General features: G+C 70.7%; 16 protein-coding genes and 1 tRNA gene. 12 read left to right on the forward strand and 5 right to left on the reverse strand.

Features of this window, described 5'->3' with window-relative positions; translation table 11 throughout:
• The 3 genes from IVW53_14505 to IVW53_14515 form a co-directional block, all read right to left on the reverse strand.
• On the reverse strand, positions 1-903 hold a 903-nt coding region (locus IVW53_14505), incomplete at its 3' end, for a hypothetical protein (GenBank protein ID MBF6606777.1).
• Complete coding sequence (locus tag IVW53_14510; protein MBF6606778.1) at positions 903-1478, reverse strand: sigma-70 family RNA polymerase sigma factor; 576 nt, start codon at positions 1476-1478, stop codon at positions 903-905. The genes IVW53_14505 and IVW53_14510, both read right to left, overlap by 1 nt.
• A 190-nt stretch (positions 1479-1668) precedes the next feature.
• Complete coding sequence (locus tag IVW53_14515) at positions 1669-1944, reverse strand: hypothetical protein (protein MBF6606779.1); 276 nt, start codon at positions 1942-1944, stop codon at positions 1669-1671.
• Between the two features lie 791 nt (positions 1945-2735).
• Between IVW53_14515 and IVW53_14520 the strand changes: the two genes are divergently transcribed.
• Positions 2736-3230, forward strand: a complete 495-nt coding sequence (locus IVW53_14520) for a pilus assembly protein (GenBank protein ID MBF6606780.1) — start codon at positions 2736-2738, stop codon at positions 3228-3230.
• Positions 3231-3238: 8 nt separating this feature from the next.
• Positions 3239-4300, forward strand: coding sequence for a Tad domain-containing protein (locus IVW53_14525; GenBank protein MBF6606781.1), 1062 nt, complete (start codon positions 3239-3241; stop codon positions 4298-4300).
• A 424-nt stretch (positions 4301-4724) separates the two neighbouring features.
• Here the strand turns inward: IVW53_14525 and IVW53_14530 are convergent, their stop codons facing one another.
• The gene (locus IVW53_14530; GenBank protein ID MBF6606782.1) at positions 4725-5387 is read right to left on the reverse strand and encodes an MIP family channel protein; all 663 of its coding nucleotides are present in this window, start codon (positions 5385-5387) and stop codon (positions 4725-4727) included.
• Positions 5388-5860: 473 nt separating this feature from the next.
• Here IVW53_14530 and IVW53_14535 point away from each other — a divergent pair.
• Positions 5861-5937: transfer RNA gene (locus tag IVW53_14535), tRNA-Pro, on the forward strand.
• 40 nt (positions 5938-5977) lie between these two features.
• Here the strand turns inward: IVW53_14535 and IVW53_14540 are convergent.
• The gene (locus IVW53_14540) at positions 5978-6154 is read right to left on the reverse strand and encodes a hypothetical protein (GenBank protein ID MBF6606783.1); all 177 of its coding nucleotides are present in this window, start codon (positions 6152-6154) and stop codon (positions 5978-5980) included.
• 243 nt (positions 6155-6397) lie between these two features.
• Here IVW53_14540 and IVW53_14545 point away from each other — a divergent pair, with 243 nt between their 5' ends.
• The 9 genes from IVW53_14545 to IVW53_14585 all read left to right on the forward strand — a co-directional run.
• The gene (locus tag IVW53_14545) at positions 6398-7270 is read left to right on the forward strand and encodes a hypothetical protein (GenBank protein MBF6606784.1); all 873 of its coding nucleotides are present in this window, start codon (positions 6398-6400) and stop codon (positions 7268-7270) included.
• 46 nt (positions 7271-7316) lie between these two features.
• Entirely contained in the window at positions 7317-8249 is a 933-nt protein-coding gene (locus IVW53_14550) for an LLM class flavin-dependent oxidoreductase (GenBank protein MBF6606785.1), read from the forward strand.
• Positions 8250-8359: 110 nt separating this feature from the next.
• Entirely contained in the window at positions 8360-8851 is a 492-nt protein-coding gene (locus tag IVW53_14555; GenBank protein ID MBF6606786.1) for an Lrp/AsnC family transcriptional regulator, read from the forward strand.
• Positions 8852-8993: 142 nt separating this feature from the next.
• Complete coding sequence (locus IVW53_14560) at positions 8994-10310, forward strand: GGDEF domain-containing protein (protein MBF6606787.1); 1317 nt, start codon at positions 8994-8996, stop codon at positions 10308-10310.
• A gap of 9 nt (positions 10311-10319) precedes the next feature.
• On the forward strand, positions 10320-11588 hold the full coding sequence (locus tag IVW53_14565) for a PLP-dependent transferase (GenBank protein MBF6606788.1): 1269 nt from the start codon (positions 10320-10322) through the stop codon (positions 11586-11588).
• 152 nt (positions 11589-11740) lie between these two features.
• Positions 11741-13051: a cytochrome c biogenesis protein ResB gene (locus IVW53_14570; GenBank protein MBF6606789.1), complete on the forward strand. Its 1311-nt coding sequence runs from the start codon at positions 11741-11743 to the stop codon at positions 13049-13051.
• Between the two features lie 5 nt (positions 13052-13056).
• A complete protein-coding gene (locus IVW53_14575; GenBank protein ID MBF6606790.1) occupies positions 13057-14667 on the forward strand; it encodes a helix-turn-helix domain-containing protein in 1611 nt (536 codons plus the stop codon).
• Between the two features lie 140 nt (positions 14668-14807).
• Complete coding sequence (glnA, locus tag IVW53_14580; GenBank protein ID MBF6606791.1) at positions 14808-16169, forward strand: type I glutamate--ammonia ligase; 1362 nt, start codon at positions 14808-14810, stop codon at positions 16167-16169.
• 360 nt (positions 16170-16529) lie between these two features.
• A partial coding sequence (locus tag IVW53_14585; protein MBF6606792.1) for a helix-turn-helix transcriptional regulator occupies positions 16530-16716 on the forward strand: 187 nt, incomplete at its 3' end.

Consider the following 16716-nt stretch of genomic DNA (forward strand, 5'->3'; position numbering starts at 1 on the left):
GGGCGTCGGAGCCGAGGTCGCGGGCGCCGAGGTCGAGGTGGAGCCGCCGTTCTGGTCGGCTGGAGCGGGCGTCGGAGCCGAGGTCGCGGGCGCCGAGGTCGAGGTGGAGCCGCCGTTCTGGCCCGCCGGGGTCGGGCTCGAGGTGGAGCCACCATTCTGGCCAGGCGGGGTCGGGGTCGGGGGCGCGAAGCTCGTGGCGGAGCCGCCGTTCTGACCCGACGCGTTCGTGCCGCCGACGTCGGGCTGGCTGGCGCCCGGGTTCGGGCCGACCGCGCCGCGAACAACGGTGTTCTCCTCGAGGGCCGCGCGCGCCGCGACCCCCACGCCATCGGTGGGATCCTCGGCGAGGGTGAGCAGCCAGGCGGTCTGCCCCGTGAGCGCGGCTCCCAGCTGAGGATCGGCGCCGGAAACGGAGCCGATCTCGGATCTCAGGTCGCGGAGTCCCGCGGTGTAGGCATCCAGCGCGGCCACGAGGCCGCCTGGATCACCGGCCCACGCCGCAGACTCGGCCTCGGTGAAGCGCGCTGTCAGGCGAGCGGCCTCGGCGTCGATCCGCGCCTGGGTTCCGCGCGGCGGGAGCGACACGGTCTCGATCGCCAGCCGAAGACCGTAGAACGGCTGGCCGGGGCCACTCTGTGCCGAGACCAGACCCACACTTCCGGCGAGGAGTCCAACGGCGAGGAGGCTCGCCGTGAAACGCCTCGCCGGCGCCCTGGATCGCCACGCGGCGACGGGTCGAGGCTGAAGTGTCGCCGCCCGAAACTCCGAGACCAGGCTCTCCCGGGTGCGCGCGACGACCTCCGGCGGGGGCGAGAATGATCGCTCGACGTCGCGCTCGAAGCGCAGCTCGATCGGGGTGGGCGCAGTGTCCGGATCGGTTGTCCGCCCGAAGGAGAACCGCATCATGCCGATCCCTCGACGAGCCGATCGGCGCGGAGGGCTCGCACGCCCTCGCTGTCTCGGAGGCGGCTGAGGGCGCGGAACTGGAGGGCGCGGACGCTGCCTTCGCGCTTCCCCATGAGTGCGCCGATCTCGGCCGGCGAGAGCCCGGCGAAGAACCGATAGAGGAGGACGTCGCGCTGCTCGCCGGTCAATCCGTCGAGCGCGGCGAGGAGCGCCGCCCGCTCCTCGGCCGACTCGATGAACGCGGTCGGGTCCTGGGCCTCGTCCGGCCGGAGGCTCAGCGCCTCGATCGGCGCGGAAGGGCGATCCCGACGGCCGAAGTCGATGAGCGCGTTCCGGGCGATCCGGAACAGCCAGGCCCCGAACGGAAGACCGCGGCTCTCGTAGCGGGGCAATGCCTCGATCACCTTGACGAACACCCGATGGAGCAGATCTTCCGCGTCGGCCGGCTCCGCGACATGGGCGAGCAGGAATCGATAGACCCGCACGGCGTAGTGCTCGTACAGCGCACCGAATGCGTCAGCGTCGCCCGCCCGAGCGAGGGTGATGAGTTCATCGACTCGTTCATCATTCATGGGAACGAGTCGCGGCGCCCGCCGTTACGGACCCTGGCCTGCGGCCCGGCCGACGCAGTGATCACGGGGTCCTCGCGTCTCCATCGCCGGATCTCGAGCGATGCTGGGGGACGACGCTATCCAGCCAACCTTGCAGCGAACCTTGCAGCGAACCTTGCGGTGGTGACTCCGGTCACCGGTGCAAGGTCGTTCAACGCGTCGAGCTCGCCGCGCCCGGTGTCGTACCCGCCAGCGACGAGAGGGCGGCCCGCAACGAGGCGATCTCAGCCGTGGCAGCGCCCCACTCAGGTTCGTCCGGGTCCGCGCCCTCGAGACGGAACAGAGCGAGGCGAAGTTCGATGTGGAGCCTCGTGGCTACGTCGTCGAACTCCGGCGCCGTCCCGGCCTCGCCCACGGCGTCGACCGTTCCAGAGACGCCGCTCGGGTATGCCCCCAGGGCCCGTCGGAAGAATCGATCGATCGTCATCCTCGAGCTCCCTCAGCGAGTGAAGAGTTGCCCGGTGAGATCCCGATGGAAGACGATCTGGACCGGCCGCGGAAGCCTCCGTCGGAACGCGCTGCGCCGCACGCCCCAGCGGCGACCCGGATCATCCCCGGCCTGACGGCGCCATTGCCCGTAGGTCCTCGGCGTTCATCCATGGCGATCGCTCGCGGTCCGGTCGGATCGTGATGGCCAGGCCCCAGCGCGCCGTTCGCCGTGTCGTCGCTCGCGCCTCACGCGCGGCCGGTCCGCTGCGCCGAGGCGCCGGTCAGGCACGCCGACTCGCCGGTCGGCACGCCCCTGGTGGGTCGCGCCCTCGTCCACGGTGCTCCTTCGCCGATCCGGGCCCGTTCGCCGATCCGGGCCCGTTCGCCGATCCGGGCCGCGTCGCCGCTCCACCGAGCCGACAACCGCGGCGCGGAAGGCCGGAAAGAGACGCTCCCGTGTCCGGGCGACGAGGTCGGGCGGTGGCGAGAAGGATCGGTCAACGCTCGACTGGAGCCGTCGCCTGAAGACGACGGGATCGCTCGCTTCGTCAGAGCCCCCGCGCCCGGAGGGGTCGCGCGTCCCTCCGGCCGGTTCCGCACCCATTGGCACCGCCCAGATGTGCCATCGCGACGGGCTCGAGAGTTCCGTGTCCATCGCTCATGGGAACGAGTCCGGCCGCCGCCTGTTACGCGATCGCATTCCGATCCGACGCCCGGGCAAGAAAACGGGAGCGGCATCCCGTCGGACCGCCGTAACGGATGACGCTCGACTGCGTTTCAACGGGCGCAATGAGGAGCACGCCGCGCATCTCGCCACGCCGTCGAGTGGGTCGCTCGGGGCAGGCGCTCGTCGAATTCGCCCTCGTCGTTCCGCTGCTGTTCTTCATGATGGTCATCATCATCGACTTCGGGCGGGCCCTCTACATCCAGACCGCGCTCCAGAACGGGGCTCGGGAAGGCGCTCGGTTCGGGATCGTCCATCCGACCTGGGTCACCGCGGCCGACCGCGCCAATCCGGACAACATCGTCTACCGCGCGAGCACGGAGCCAGCCGCTACCGTGAGCGCGGTGAACGCGACGGTCACGTGCACGACGCCGGGCGGCGTGACCTCCACCGCGACATCGCCGGTCTCGCTGTCTCCGGCCTACGTGAGCTGCGCCGTCTCGGGTGGCCGGATCGACGTGAAGATCACCTACGACTTCACGCCGCTGACACCGCTCATCAGCAACGTCGTCGGGACGAGCCTGACGCTCAGTGGCCACACCCGGATGACGATCGAATGAGGCCGGCCATGAGCATCACGACGACGGCTACCCGTCGACGCGCCAGGCGCGATCGCGGCCAGGTGCTGGTGCTGCTCACCATCGCCCTCGTCGTCCTGATCGGGTTCATCGGCCTCGTGATCGACGGCGGCTTCGCCTATGTCCATCGACGCCAGATGCAGAACGCCGCCGATGCCGGATCGCACGATGGGACCGCGGTCCTCGCCGCCCACTACAGCAACGTCTGCGCCTGGGAATCGGCGGCTCGCAGTGCGGCGGTCGACGCGGCCCTCGCCAACGGAGTCGTGAAGGCCAGCTCGGTCACCGTCGGTCTCGTCGATGTCTACGGGAACCCGACGCCCGTCTGCGATAGCGCCCGGACGATGGGTGTGTCCGTCGCCGTCGGCCAGCCGTACGACACGTATTTCGCTGGCGTGCTCGGAATCACCTCGATCGGTGCCGCGGCGGACGCGATCACCAGCTACGGCTTCGTCAACGCGCTCACCGGCGCCCTGCCGGTCGTCCTCAACCTCGACTCCGTGCCGGCGAATGTGAATGACGGCAGGGAGCATCCGGCCGTGCTCAGTCCTGCCGGCGGCGGCGGGCCTGGTCCGGTGAACTTCGGCAACATCGACCCGACCAAATATGGCCAGACGCTGGCCGACTCGTTCGCCAACGGTCTCACCATCCCGATCGTGGCTGGCAAAGGCTGCGTTCCCCCGACGCCGGTGCCCCCGACGCCGGTGCCATGCACCGCCGGCAGCATCAACGGCTTCGACCACGATGTCCTGCGGGCCCTCCAGGATCGGATCGACAGCGCCCCGACCGAGACGTGGAGCAACCACGCACCCGACAGCCGGCGCGTGGTGACCCTCCTCGTGATCAACGGCGACATCGGCAACTCGACCGTCATCCCGTCGGGCTTCGCCCTCGTCTTCCTCGACAGGGTCACCGGCGGCAACGGGACGAGCGGCCTCTGGATCCACTTCATCTCAGGCTCGATCGTGGCGACGGGCGCGAAGATCGACTACACGATCAACAACGCGAACGCCGGTCAGAGCACCCCCAAGGTCATCCGGCTCATCCACTGACGCGGGGATCACCCGACAGGCAGCCCCACGGGGCAGAAGGGATCACGAAAATGAACTACCTCCATCGGTTCACTCGAAGCCTTGCCGTCGCCGGCGCGACTCTGATTCTCGTCGTGGGTGCAGCCTTCGCGGTGTCCAATACGCCGGGGACCACGCCGACAGACTCGACCGCGTCCTCCTCTCCGTCCGCGTCCCCGGTCGGACCGACGTCCCAGGACGCCGCTCAGGATGCGACGGACGGACCAGAGGCGAGCGACGGACCGAACGCGAGCGACGGACCCACTGCCACGGACGGACCGAACGCGAGCGACGGACCGAACGCCACAGACGGGGGTGACGGGACCGGTTCCAACGGCGGCTGATCGCCTCCTGGCGGTTGCCGGCGACCACCGCGTCCGGTGCTGAAGCTGGATGTCGTGACCGCTCAGAGCGGCCGCGCCCTCACCTGGTCGGACCCGGCGCCATCGGAACGCAGGTAGCCATAGACCATGGATGCGGCGGCCGCACCGGCGATTGGTCCGAGGAGATAGATCCAGACGCCCGCGAGATCGCCGCCGACGAGCGCAGGACCGAGCGATCGGGCCGGGTTCATCGACGCGCCGCTCACAGGTCCACCGACGAGCGCGCCGAGCGCGACCGCGCCGCCGATCGCGAGGGCTGCGGCCTCCCCGACGGCGCGCGTGTCGGTCGCGACGGCTGTGATCACGAGCATGAGGAAGAACGTGAGGACCGCCTCCCAGACGAGCGCCTGAAGGTCCGAACCGGCAGGCGCGGTGACGCCGAGGGCCGCCGCCGGGCCGAGGGTGAGCCGGAGCACGGCAGCGGCGCTGGCCGCGCCCGCGATCTGGGCGACGGCGTACGAGGCGACGCGCCGCCACGGGAAGCGCCGGCCGACCGCGAAACCGATCGACACGGCTGGGTTGAAGTGGGCACCGGAGACATGCCCGAGCGCGTAGACCATCACCGCGATCGCCAGCCCAAAGGCGAGCGCGACGCCCGTGTCGGAAAGCTTGCCGACGGCGATCGCGCCGCAGCCGGCGAAGACGAGGGCGAAGGTACCGATGAACTCGGCGACGTGCGCTCTCAACCGGCGACGATGGAGCGCGGCGAGGGGTCAGCCACCCGGACCGCGATCTCGACAAAGGGCCGCAGGCGGAGTGTCAGCTCCATGGGCGAAAGCGTAGACCTTCAAGTCGCTCGAAGGTCAAGCCCCCGCAGCGAAATCTGCCGGGCCGTCCCGAAGGCGACCTCTTCGAAGAATGAGTGCAGCTCCTCGTCGACCCGCACCCAGTCGAGTGACCGACTCGGCGTCTCGACGAAGCCATCGAGTGAGACGGACCGCTGGACTCAGCCATCCTCTCCTCCACGGGCGCCGTCGCTGTCAGCCAGCGACCTGCGGCCGGTCTATCGTCCGCTGGACGGGCCCGAGTCGACATGATCCGCGACCCTCTCCTCGGCAAGGTCGGCTTCGCCCGCGGGTCACCATATCGGCTGCCCTGGCTCACCCCTTCGGGTCACGATCCGTGGGATGTCGAGTATCGTGACGGGGACCCAACCGACCGGGGCGTAGCGTAGCCTGGCAACGCGCGTGCTTTGGGAGCACGAGATCGTGGGTTCGAATCCCGCCGCCCCGACCACCATCTAATCCTGTTTCGAGACGAGGCACCGCCCGACCACTCAGAGCGGGAGGTGCGCGTCCAGGTGGCACAGGCCGAGCGACAGCGCGGCCGTGGCGATCGCGCCCTGCCACTTCGCGTCGTTGGTGACCACGATCGGGATCCCCAGGACGCCCGCGATGGCGACGAAGGGGCGGGTGAGCGTCTCGGTCACCGTCACCACGCTGATCGTGGCCATGTTCCGTCCGCTCCGGAAGAAGTCGTCGAGGAGGACCGTCGCAGCCGGGCCGGCGACGTCGTTCCCGTTCAGATAGGCGAGGAGGACCGACGTGTCGAAGACGATCGGGGCGCCGGGCGGGAGAGCCGCCTCTCCAAGCAGCGCGAGCGGCGAGTACCGGCTCCATCGGTGGTTCTGCGGCGCGGTTGACGCCCATCGCGGAACGGCGCACGGTTCGGCAACGCACCCGAACCGAGCCCGTCGATGCCGAACCCCGCACCGTTCCCACCCGTCGTCCCCATCCGGCCACACCGGCGGGTCGAGCCCGGCCTCGTCGTGGCGGTCACCCTCGCCGCACTCGTCGCCACCGCGATCTGGAAGCCGTGGACGGGATCCGCGGCCCCGCCGGGCGTCCTGCCCCAGGCAAGGGTCGCAGCCGCGGTCCAGGTGCCGCCCCCGGCATCCTCTGTGCCGGTGACGTCGGCCGGTCCCGGACCGCGGGTCGTGATCGCCCTGCAGCCCGCCGGGCCGATCCCACCGCTCGACGGACTGGACCTGCGCGCGATGAGCCCGTCGGATCCGCACGCTGCATGGGGTGTCGCGGTGGCCTACACGCCGACGCTGGCGATCGAGAGCGCGGTCTGGGGCGGCATATCCACCGTGACGCCGGTCGTCGACTGGGAGGCCATCGCGCCGCGATCGGTGGGTCAACCCGTGACGACGGCGATCCTCCGTCGCGGTTCGGCCGGCCCGACGCTCGATCATCCAGGCTCGACGACGATCGCCGTCGCGGTCACCTGGCCGTCGGACATCGCGCCCCGGGGAGTGAGCCTTCGCTGGCTCTGGCCTGCCAGGACGCAGGTTCCGGCAGCTTCCATCGTGGACGGCGGTCCCATCCCCCTCCGCGAGCCGCTGCCGCTCCTCGTCCGCCTCGCCCCGTCGAGGGTCGGGGGCGGCGGCCACACGGCCACTTTCCGGTGGCAACGGCGCTCCGGGACGTTCTTCCTGGCGCCGGGCGATCCCCCATCGACGGTCGCGGGCTGGCTCGCCCACTCCTGGGTGCCCGGTCAGTACGCGTTCGTCGTCACCCTCGCCGATGGCACCTCCCGCTCACTCCGGTTCGTCATCGGCGGCTGACGCGCCGCGCGGTGCGACGCTCCGCCGGACCGTTTATCCTCGACCCGTGACCGCTGCCGTCTCGCGACGCCCGCTGAAGGTCGGCATCCAGCTCCCGGAGGTCGAGCGGGAGGTCCGCTGGGCGGAGTACCGGGCGATGGCCCGCCTCGCCGAGGACGTCGGCTTCGACTCGATCTGGATGGGCGACCACCTCCTCTACCGGAGCGAGGCACTCGGCGCGCGCGGCCCGTGGGAGGCCTGGACGATGCTCGCGGGACTCGCCGAGGCGACGAGCCGGATCGCCCTCGGCCCCCTCGTCGCGTGCACGAGCTTCCACAACCCGGCGATGCTCGCGAAGATGGCCTCCACGGTTGACGAGATCAGCGGCGGACGGCTGATCCTCGGCCTCGGCGCCGGCTGGAACGAGACCGAGTATCGAGCCTTCGGCTTCCCGTTCGATCGCCGCATCTCCCGCTTTGCCGAGGCGTTCACGATCGTCCGGACACTGCTCCGCGACGGACGGGTGGATTTCGCCGGCGAGTTCTACACGGCTCGCGATTGCGAACTCCTCCCCCGTCCGTCCCGGACCGGGGGCCCGCCGCTCATGGTGGGCTCCAGGGGCGCGCGGATGCTCGAGATCACGATCCCCCACGTGGACAGCTGGAACGTCTGGTACGCCGACACCGGGAATCGCCCGGAAGGTGTCCCGGCGCTCCGCGACCAGGTGGATGCCGCGTGCCGGTCCGCCGGTCGCGAACCCGCCGCGGTGGAGCGGACGGTCGCCGTTCTCGTCAGGCTGCCCGGCGGATCCGGACGGGACCAGGGCGACACGGAACCGGTCGCGCCACCCCTCGAGGGTGGTCCGGACGTCATCGCCGAGACACTTCGGGCGTACGCTCGCGAGGGCATCTCGCACGTCCAGCTCGTCGTGGACCCCATCACGACCGCATCGATCGAGGCCCTCGGGGCCGTCCTCGCGCAGCTCGATCGCGAGGCCTGACCGGGCGTGTCCCGCGCACGCTGGCGATGCGCCCGGTGGGTCGACCATTGCCCACCACCGCGCCGGTCTGCTAGCCTCCGATGACCAGTCACCTCGAGGGGGACACACGGATGGCCCACGCACGGAGCCGCGCCCCTGCCCAGCGCTCGGGTGACGAGATCTCCGAGCTCGACAAGCGGATCATCGAGCACCTCCAGCAGGACGGGCGCCGGCCGTTCACCCAGATCGCCGCCGAGCTCGGCGTGAGCGAAGCGGCCGTCCGGGCCCGGACGAACCGGCTCGTCGAACGCGGCATCCTCCAGATCGTCGGCGTCACCGATCCGCTCAAGCTCGGCTTCCACCAGCAGGCGATGATCGGGATCCGCTGCGAGCGGGACAAGCTCATCGAGGTCGCCGAGGCGGTGGCCGCCTTCCCGGAGGTCGACTATGTCGTCATCACCGCAGGCTCGTACGACCTCCTCATCGAGACCGTGTGCGAGGACAACAACGCCCTCCTCACTTTCCTCACAGAGCGCCTCCGTCGGGTCGACGGCGTCCGCGACACGGAAACCTTCGTCTACCTCCGGATGGTGAAGCAGACCTATCAGTGGGGGACCCGCTGACGCCGCGCTGCGGCCTTCCTGAGCGAACACCGGCCCTCCTGAGCGAACACCGGTGACGATGCGCGCCGGCAAGGCGTGACTCCGGCTACTGCCGCACCGTACTATTGGATGCTCGGGCCCCAGCCCGGATCTCTCCGGCAGGATGCGCCCTCAAGGACCGAACGTGCTCGTCGGACCGCTCCTCGCGCTGCTCGTCGTCGCCGTGGTCGCCAACCTCGGCCTCATGGTCGTCGTCGTCGCTCCCAACGTCCGGGGACGGCCGTTGCCGTTCGTCGGGCCCGAGGCCGAACGCGACCCGATCGAACCGGTCGAGCGCGTCGCGGCCATCCTCCCGGACGGCGGCATCGCGTCCACCACGGATGGCGCCGTCGACGGCGTCCCGACCGCGACCTACGACCGGGTCGTGCGGATCGTCAGCTTCCTGTTCATCCTTTCGACGTCGGTCATCGTCGCCGTGACGGGCCTGTGGCCGGATACCGAGCCGGCTGTCCTCGTCCTCCTCGCGATCGCGGGCGTGTTCGTCGTCGCGATCCACGACATCATGCCGGCCCGAATCCTCGGCCCGGCTCGCTTCGTCACCGAGGGGTCCGTCGCGATCACCCTCGTGACCCTCCTCGTGTCTCTCACCGGACGAGAGACGAGCCCCTTCTTCTTTGCCTTCCCGCTCATCGTCGTCGGCGCCGCCCTCGTCATCGAGGCACGATCCACGGTCGCCCTCGCGGCCGCGGCGATGATCGGCTTCCTCGCCGCAGTCGGGATCCGCCCCGCGGGCGATCCCCTCTCGCAGGCCGCCATCGCGACGGTCGGCGTCGACTGCGCCGCGATCATCCTCCTTGCCTACGTCGCCGTCGTCATCGCCCGCGAACAGCGACGATCGCGCGAGGCGGCCATCCGCCTGTCCGCGATCGACTCGCTCACCGGCCTGTACAACCGGACGTTCTTCTTCGCAGCCCTCGACCGTGAGATCCAGCGGAGCGCCCGCTCCGACCGGGGGTTTTGCCTCCTCATGATGGACCTCGACGGACTCAAGGCGACGAACGACCGGTACGGGCACTTCCACGGCGATCGCGCCCTCCGTGTCGTCGGCGAGACGATCCGGGCGAACGTGCGGCGGATCGACACGGCCGCTCGCTACGGCGGCGACGAGTTCGTCGCGGTGCTGCCGGAGACGGATCCCACCGGGGCCTTCATCGTCGCCGAGAAGATCCGACGGAACGTCGCGGCGCGCTCGGTCGCCGGACCCGGGCTGGAGATACGGACGTCGCTCTCCATCGGGGTCGTCCTCTTTCCGGACGACGGCCGGACCGTGGATGAGTTGATGATCGCGGCCGATCAGGCGATGTACCGCTCGAAACGCCAGGGCAGGAACCGGGTGCTCGGGTCGGATCGGGTGACCGCGGCCACCGGCGTCGGAGTCATGGCCGAGCCGGTCGGCGGGACGATCGGCGACCCGATGTAGCATCCACGGATGCACGGCTTCTCCACCCGCGCGATCCGCGCGGCGACCCGCGCCCCCCACGTCGAGCAGCAGCCCAACTCCGTCCCGATCTACCAGTCCGCCACGTTCAGCGCCGCGGACGCGGACGAGCTCGGCGAGGTCGCCTCCGGCCGCCGGCCGGGTTATGCGTACGCCCGGATCGCGAACCCCACGGACGCTGCCCTCGAGGCGGCGATCGCGGAGATCCACCAGGCCGAGGACGCGGAGGTCTTCGCGAGCGGGATGGCTGCCATCCACGCTGCGATCGTCTCGCTCGTCTCGGCCGGCGACCGGATCGTCTGCACCCGGGCGGTCTATGGCTCCACCCGCTCGTTGCTGCAGAACGTCGTCGGGCGATTCGGGGTGACGATCGACTTCGTCGACGCGACGGACCTCGCGGCGGTCGAGACGACGCTGCGGGCGGCGCCGACACGCATCCTCTACGTGGAGACGATCGCCAACCCGACGATCGTCGTCACGGACATCGAGGCGCTCGCCCGTCTCGCCCATCGCCACGGCGCCGCGCTCGTCGTCGACAACACGTTCGCCTCCGCGTACCTCTGCCGGCCGCTCGCCCTCGGCGCAGACCTCGTCGCCGAGTCGGCCACGAAGTTCATGAGCGGCCACTCGGATGTGCTCGGGGGTGTCGTCGTCGGCGACCGGGCCCGAATCCGGCAGGTCCGCGCGCTGCAGGTGGATACCGGGGCGACCCTCGCCCCGTTCGCGGCCTTCCTCATCCTCCGCGGGCTTGCGACACTGGCGGTCCGCATGGATCGCCACACCGCCTCGGCCACGACCCTCGCGGCCTGGCTCGAGGGGCGCCCGGGAGTCGAACGCGTGTATCACCCCTCCCTGGCGAGTCATCCCCAGGCGGACGTCTGCCGGCGCCAGCTCAGCGCCGCCGGCGGGATGCTCGCCTTCGAGCTCGCCGGCGGTCGGGTGGCCGGCCGGGCGTTCATCGACGCGCTGACCATCCCGGAGCGGACCGCGTCGCTCGGGAGCGTCCACACGATCGTGGCCCACCCACCCTCCACGACCCACCGTCAGCTCTCGGACGTCGAGCTCGCCGAGACGGGCATCGCGCCCGGCCTGCTTCGCTGTTCCGTGGGGCTGGAGGACGTCCCGGACCTGTGTGACGATTTCGCGGTCGCGCTCGAGGCTGCGGCAGCCGCGGCCCGGACCGCCGGCTTCGTCGCTGGCGAGGGACCGGCGGGGACCGGCGACCCGGCCGTCGGGCCGGTCGCGGCACTCCGACCCTAGCCCGGGAGATCCCCATCGCGACGACCGCGGTCGATCTCGTCAGGTCGGCCGGCCCGGCGGGCCTCAACGCTCCGGCCCGCTTCGGACGGACGCTGTGGCGGCTGTTCACGTCCGTCGACTTCGCCGTCCTCCAGATCATCGTCCTCGTCCTCATGGCGGTGGTCGGCTTCGTCATCCGCCAGCTCCCCGGGTTCGCCCTCCAGGCCGGACCGGGAAGCACGGACTACATCACCGAGATGGCGAAGCTCCACGCTCGCTATGACCCGATCTTCAGCCCCGCGGGCGTCGGCATCCTCGAGCGTGCCCAGGTGTTCCAGGTCTTCAACTCGGCCTGGTTCAGCGGGGCCCTCGCCCTCCTGCTCGTCTCGATCGTCATCTGCACCATGAACCGGATGCCGCGGCTGTGGCGCCAGTCCGTGGATGTCCGGGTCATCCAGCCGGACGGCTTCTTCGATCCATTCCTCCCGGATCGCGCCCGGATGACCGCCGTCACGCCGACCGCCGTGGAGTCCGTCCTTCGCCGACACCACTTCCGTGTCCGGGCGGCGACCGCGGCCGACGGCGTCCGCTACCTCTACGGCGATCGCCACCAGTACACGAAGCTCGCCACGCTCTTCACGCACATGGGCCTCATCCTCTTCCTCGTCGCGGCGGCCGTGACGAGCCGTTTCGGCGTCGAGGAGGGCCTCGTCCTCGCCGGCGGGGATTCCGTCACCGTCCAGCCGATCGGAACGCCCGACCTGCTCGTGCTCAAGAACTACGGGTTCGCCGCGCCCGGCCTCGAGACCGGCCAGGCGAGGGACTTCACGTCCGATCTCGCCGTCTTCCGCGACGGCCAGCTCCTCGCCCGCAAGGTCGTCCGGGTCAACGATCCGCTCACCGTCGCGGGCTTCACGTTCCACGAGAACGGGTACGTGCCGGCCCCCGTCCTCACGATCCACGGCAGCGACGGCTCGCTCCTCTGGGACGGTCCCATCTCGCTCACCCAGACCCTCGGCGGATCGCCGTACGCGACGATGGGCGTGCCGGGTCGCGACCTGGGGATCCGGCTCCTCCTCCGGACCGGCTCGGGCGGCATCGCGGCACTCCTCGTCCTCCCGTATCGGGCGACCGGCACCGCGGCGGACGGGACGGTGACAACGAACGACCTGTTCCCGATGGCCCTCGCGATCGGCGATACGGCGACGTCGCCGGACGCCGGGATCACGGCCACGCTCAAGCGGATCGAGGGGGCGACGGTCATCATCGCCAAGAAGGACCCCGGCGCGCCCATCGTCTGGTTCGCCTTCATCCTCCTCATCCTCGGGCTGCTCATCACGTTCTACCTGCCGCGTCGCCGGGTCTGGACGCGGATCGCCCCGGACGGCGATCTCCAGATCGTCGGCCGATCGGATCGGTATGTCGATTTCGAGCGGGAGTTCGGCCGGCTGCTCGACGATCTCGTCCGCGTCCGGTCCGCCTGACGAGGGTGGCCACCCTCGGCGAGCTCCATCGGGACCTCTTCCCGTCGGCGGTCGCACGGCTCGGATCGCTCGACGGTGAGCGGGCGATCGGCTGGGTCCGGGTCCTCAAGGCGCGAGTGCCCGCGTTCGACGCGCTGGACGCCGGCGATCTCGCGCTCGTCCCGCTGTCCGCGCTCGCGATCGTCGCCGCCGGGGCGACGGAGGTGGCAGCGCTCGCTGAGGGGCTCGCGCGCAGCGGTGTCTCGGGGGTCGTGCTCGTCGCCGGAGACGTGGGGGTGGCCTCCGATCGGGCGGGCATCCTCGGGTCCGCGGGGGCCGTCGGGCAGGCGGGCACCGTCGGCCAGGTGGCAGGCGTCGGGTCGGCGGCTGCCGTCGGTTCGGCGGGTGCCGTCGGTTCCGCCGACGCCCTCGGGCAGGCCCTCGAGCGGTCGCTCGCGGAGGTGGACGTCCCGACGATCGCGATCGCCGGGGTGGACGTCGCGTCGCTCGAGCGGGCGATCATCGGGTACCTCGTCAATCGCCGTGCCGAGCTCGAGCGCCAGGCATCGCTCCTCGAGGCGCAGCTGCAGCGGCTCGCCCTCGGCGAGAGCGATCTCCCCGCGCTCGTGCGGGCGATCGGCGCGTTCCTCGGCCGAGCCGTCGCGCTGGAGGGATCGCGCGGCGACACACTCGCCGTGGAAGCTCCGGCGGATGTCGTCGCCGCGGCCGCGGCGTCAGCCGGATACCTGACCCGGATCGGGACGGCGCGGGCTCGCTCCGTCGCCCTGCGGGTCTCGCTGCCGACCGCGAGCGGGCCGTCGGGCGCGCTGCTCCTGCTCGGCGAACGCCCGGTCGGCGAGCTCGAACGCGTCGTCGCCGAGCGGATCGCCGGGCTCGTCGCCCTCGAGATCGCCCGGGACGAGGCGGTCCGGCGAGCCCGCGACGATTCCCGGCGGCCCGAGACGCTCCCGCCGGACGGACCGGGCTGGGTCGTCCTCGTCGCCCGCCAGATCGTGCCCGGCGACGACGCTGGGCCCGCCGAACGAGAGCGCCTCCGGCGAGAGATCCAGCGTCTCGCTCCGGCGCGCCGGCTCGCCCTGCGCGGCGACGTCGGGAGCATCGACCTCCGCCTCGTGGCCAGCTGTCCCCAGGACGATCCGCTCGGCCTCATCATCGCCGGCCGGATCGCCGCCTTCATCGGCCGGCCGGTGGCCGTCTCACGGACGTTCATCGACCCGGACGATCGAGCGACCGCGGAGGCCGCGGCCCGCGGCGCGCTCGAGGCGGGCGAGGTCCTGTCCGGCCCGCCGGCGGTTCTTCGAGCGGATCGGTCGCCGGTCTACCGGCTCATCGGCAACCTGCACAACCTGCCGGACGGACTTCGCCTGTCGCGGGCACTCCTCGCACCGCTGCTCAGCGGCCGTCCCACGGCGGAGCGAGTGCGACTCGCGACCCTCCGATCCGTGCTCGATCATGGATCGCTGCTCGCGGTGGCGGCGGAGCTCGGCGTCCATCGGAACACTGTGGCCTACCGCATCCGTCGGCTGGAGGCGCTCGGCGGCTGGGATCTCGCCGACCCGGAGCTCCGTCTCGCGCTCGGCGTGGCCCTCAGAATTGTGCAATCGGTACAAGACTAGAACCGATTCGCTACCTTCCGGCGCCATCACCCCGCGGTATCCTCCGAGCATGCGACCATGTCCGGGGATCGGGCTGTGTTCGCGGCACAATTGGCGGTCACCCGGCGGCGGCCGCCATCGTCTCGACCGAGGAGTGCTCCATGATCGATACCCAGCGCGTCGACGGGCTCGAGGCCATCGAAGCGGCCAAGGCGAACGGGATCCGATTCGTCCAGCTCCAGTTCACGGACATCCTCGGCCTCGTCAAGGCGGTGACGATCCCGCTCCACCAGATGGAGGGCTCCGTCCGCCACGGGACCTGGTTCGACGGGAGCTCGATCGAGGGGTTCACCCGGATCGCGGAGTCGGATCAGTACCTCATGCCGGATATGAGCACGTTCGCCGAGATCCCGTGGCAGAAGGGCGCCGGCCCGCGTGGCACGGCCCGCGTCATCTGCGACGTGTACACCCCGAAGGGCGAATCGTTCGCGGGCGATCCGCGGTTCGTCCTCCGTCGCCAGGTCGAGAAGGCACGGAAGCTCGGCTACATCGTCAACACCGGTCCCGAGCTCGAGTTCTTCCTCTTCCGGCGCGGTGAGGACGGCTCGATCCAGCCCCTCCCCCACGACCAGGCCGGCTACTTCGACTTCTCGACGGACCTCGCCCAGGAGATCCGCCAGGACATGGTGGACGCCCTCGAGGCGTTCGGGATCAAGGTGGAGGCGGCCCACCACGAGGTCGCCGCCGGGCAGCACGAGATCGACTTCGAGTACTCGGACGCCCTCCGCACGGCCGACAACGCGATCACCTTCAAGTACACCCTCAAGGCGATCGCCCAGCAGCACGGCCTGTACGCGACATTCATGCCCAAGCCGATCCACGGCATCAACGGCTCCGGGATGCACACCCACCAGAGCCTCTACTCGATCGCCGAGTCGCGCAACGCGTTCGCGGACCCGGACACGAAGTACGGCCTGTCAGACCTCGCCCGATCGTACATGGCGGGGATCCTCGCCCACGCTCGGGGCATGATCGCCGTCCTCGCCCCGACCGTGAATTCGTACAAGCGGCTCGTTCCCGGGTACGAGGCGCCGACCTACCTCACCTGGGGCCGGACGAACCGCTCCGCCCTCATCCGCGTGCCGATGGTGTCGCCCGGTCGCTCCATCGAAGGGACGCGGGTCGAGGTCCGCTGCCCGGATCCGTCGTCGAACACCTACCTCGCCTTCGCCGCGATGATCGCGGCTGGACTCGACGGCGTGGAACGGGGGCTCGAGCTCGCCGAGCCGGTCGAGGAGTCGCTCTTCGAGATGGACGCCGCGCGGATCGCCGAGAAGGGGATCAAGGAGCTTCCCGGCTCCCTCGGCGACGCGCTCGAGGAGCTCGAGAAGGACGCCGTCATCCGCGAAGCGCTCGGCGACCACGTCCTCAACCACTTCGTCGCGGCCAAGCGTGCCGAGTGGGACGAGTACCGCACCCAGGTCTCGGACTGGGAGGTCGGCCGCTACCTCGATATGTTCTGAGCCGGGCGGAGGGCGGGCGCAGGGGCTCCGTCGGCCCTCGTATCAGCCTCACGATTAGCCGGGGCGGTTTCGTTTCATCCGAGAGCCGCGGAGCCTCGTGCAACACCGATGGCTCGCTCGCGGACGCGGAATCCCCGTCGGGTGCCCCGTGGTGCCGCCGAAGGGCCACAAGGACGGAAGTCGACCGCGTCAGTAATCGTGGGGCCGATGGCGCGCTGGCCTCCACCGGTGATCGTGGGTGAGTGGGGGATGATGACCACCCACGACGATGCGTGGATGGTTCCACGCGCAACGGCTACCGCCTTCGAGCCCCGCCGGCGGGCGACCCGCGAGTCCGTGGCCGGACGCCGTCGTGCGACGATGCTCGCACTTCGGCTCGGCAGCGCCCTCCGTGAAGCCAGGATCGCGGCGAGCCTGAGCCAGACGGAGCTCGCAGCTCGAACCGGCACCTCGCAGCCGACGATCAGTGGTCTCGAGCTCGGTCGTGGCGCGGCGTCGTCGCTCGATCGGTGGGCGTCCGTATTCGGGAGTCTCGGCCTCCAGCTCG

The sequence above is a fragment of the Chloroflexota bacterium genome, from assembly GCA_015478725.1.
Lineage (GTDB): Bacteria > Chloroflexota > Limnocylindria > Limnocylindrales > CSP1-4 > C-114.

Bases quoted from the DNA above. Each gene is read 5' to 3' on its own strand.
- IVW53_14520 (MBF6606780.1), top strand. From the start codon at position 2,736: ATGAGGAGCACGCCGCGCATCTCGCCACGCCGTCGAGTGGGTCGCTCG.
- IVW53_14555 (MBF6606786.1), top strand. From the start codon at position 8,360: ATGGCCCACGCACGGAGCCGCGCCCCTGCCCAGCGCTCGGGTGACGAG.
- IVW53_14510 (MBF6606778.1), bottom strand. From the start codon at position 1,478: ATGAATGATGAACGAGTCGATGAACTCATCACCCTCGCTCGGGCGGGC.
- IVW53_14525 (MBF6606781.1), top strand. From the start codon at position 3,239: ATGAGCATCACGACGACGGCTACCCGTCGACGCGCCAGGCGCGATCGC.
- glnA (MBF6606791.1), top strand. From the start codon at position 14,808: ATGATCGATACCCAGCGCGTCGACGGGCTCGAGGCCATCGAAGCGGCC.
- IVW53_14560 (MBF6606787.1), top strand. From the start codon at position 8,994: ATGCGCCCTCAAGGACCGAACGTGCTCGTCGGACCGCTCCTCGCGCTG.
- IVW53_14545 (MBF6606784.1), top strand. From the start codon at position 6,398: ATGCCGAACCCCGCACCGTTCCCACCCGTCGTCCCCATCCGGCCACAC.
- IVW53_14565 (MBF6606788.1), top strand. From the start codon at position 10,320: ATGCACGGCTTCTCCACCCGCGCGATCCGCGCGGCGACCCGCGCCCCC.
- IVW53_14515 (MBF6606779.1), bottom strand. From the start codon at position 1,944: ATGACGATCGATCGATTCTTCCGACGGGCCCTGGGGGCATACCCGAGC.
- IVW53_14540 (MBF6606783.1), bottom strand. From the start codon at position 6,154: ATGGCCACGATCAGCGTGGTGACGGTGACCGAGACGCTCACCCGCCCC.
- IVW53_14570 (MBF6606789.1), top strand. From the start codon at position 11,741: ATGGCGGTGGTCGGCTTCGTCATCCGCCAGCTCCCCGGGTTCGCCCTC.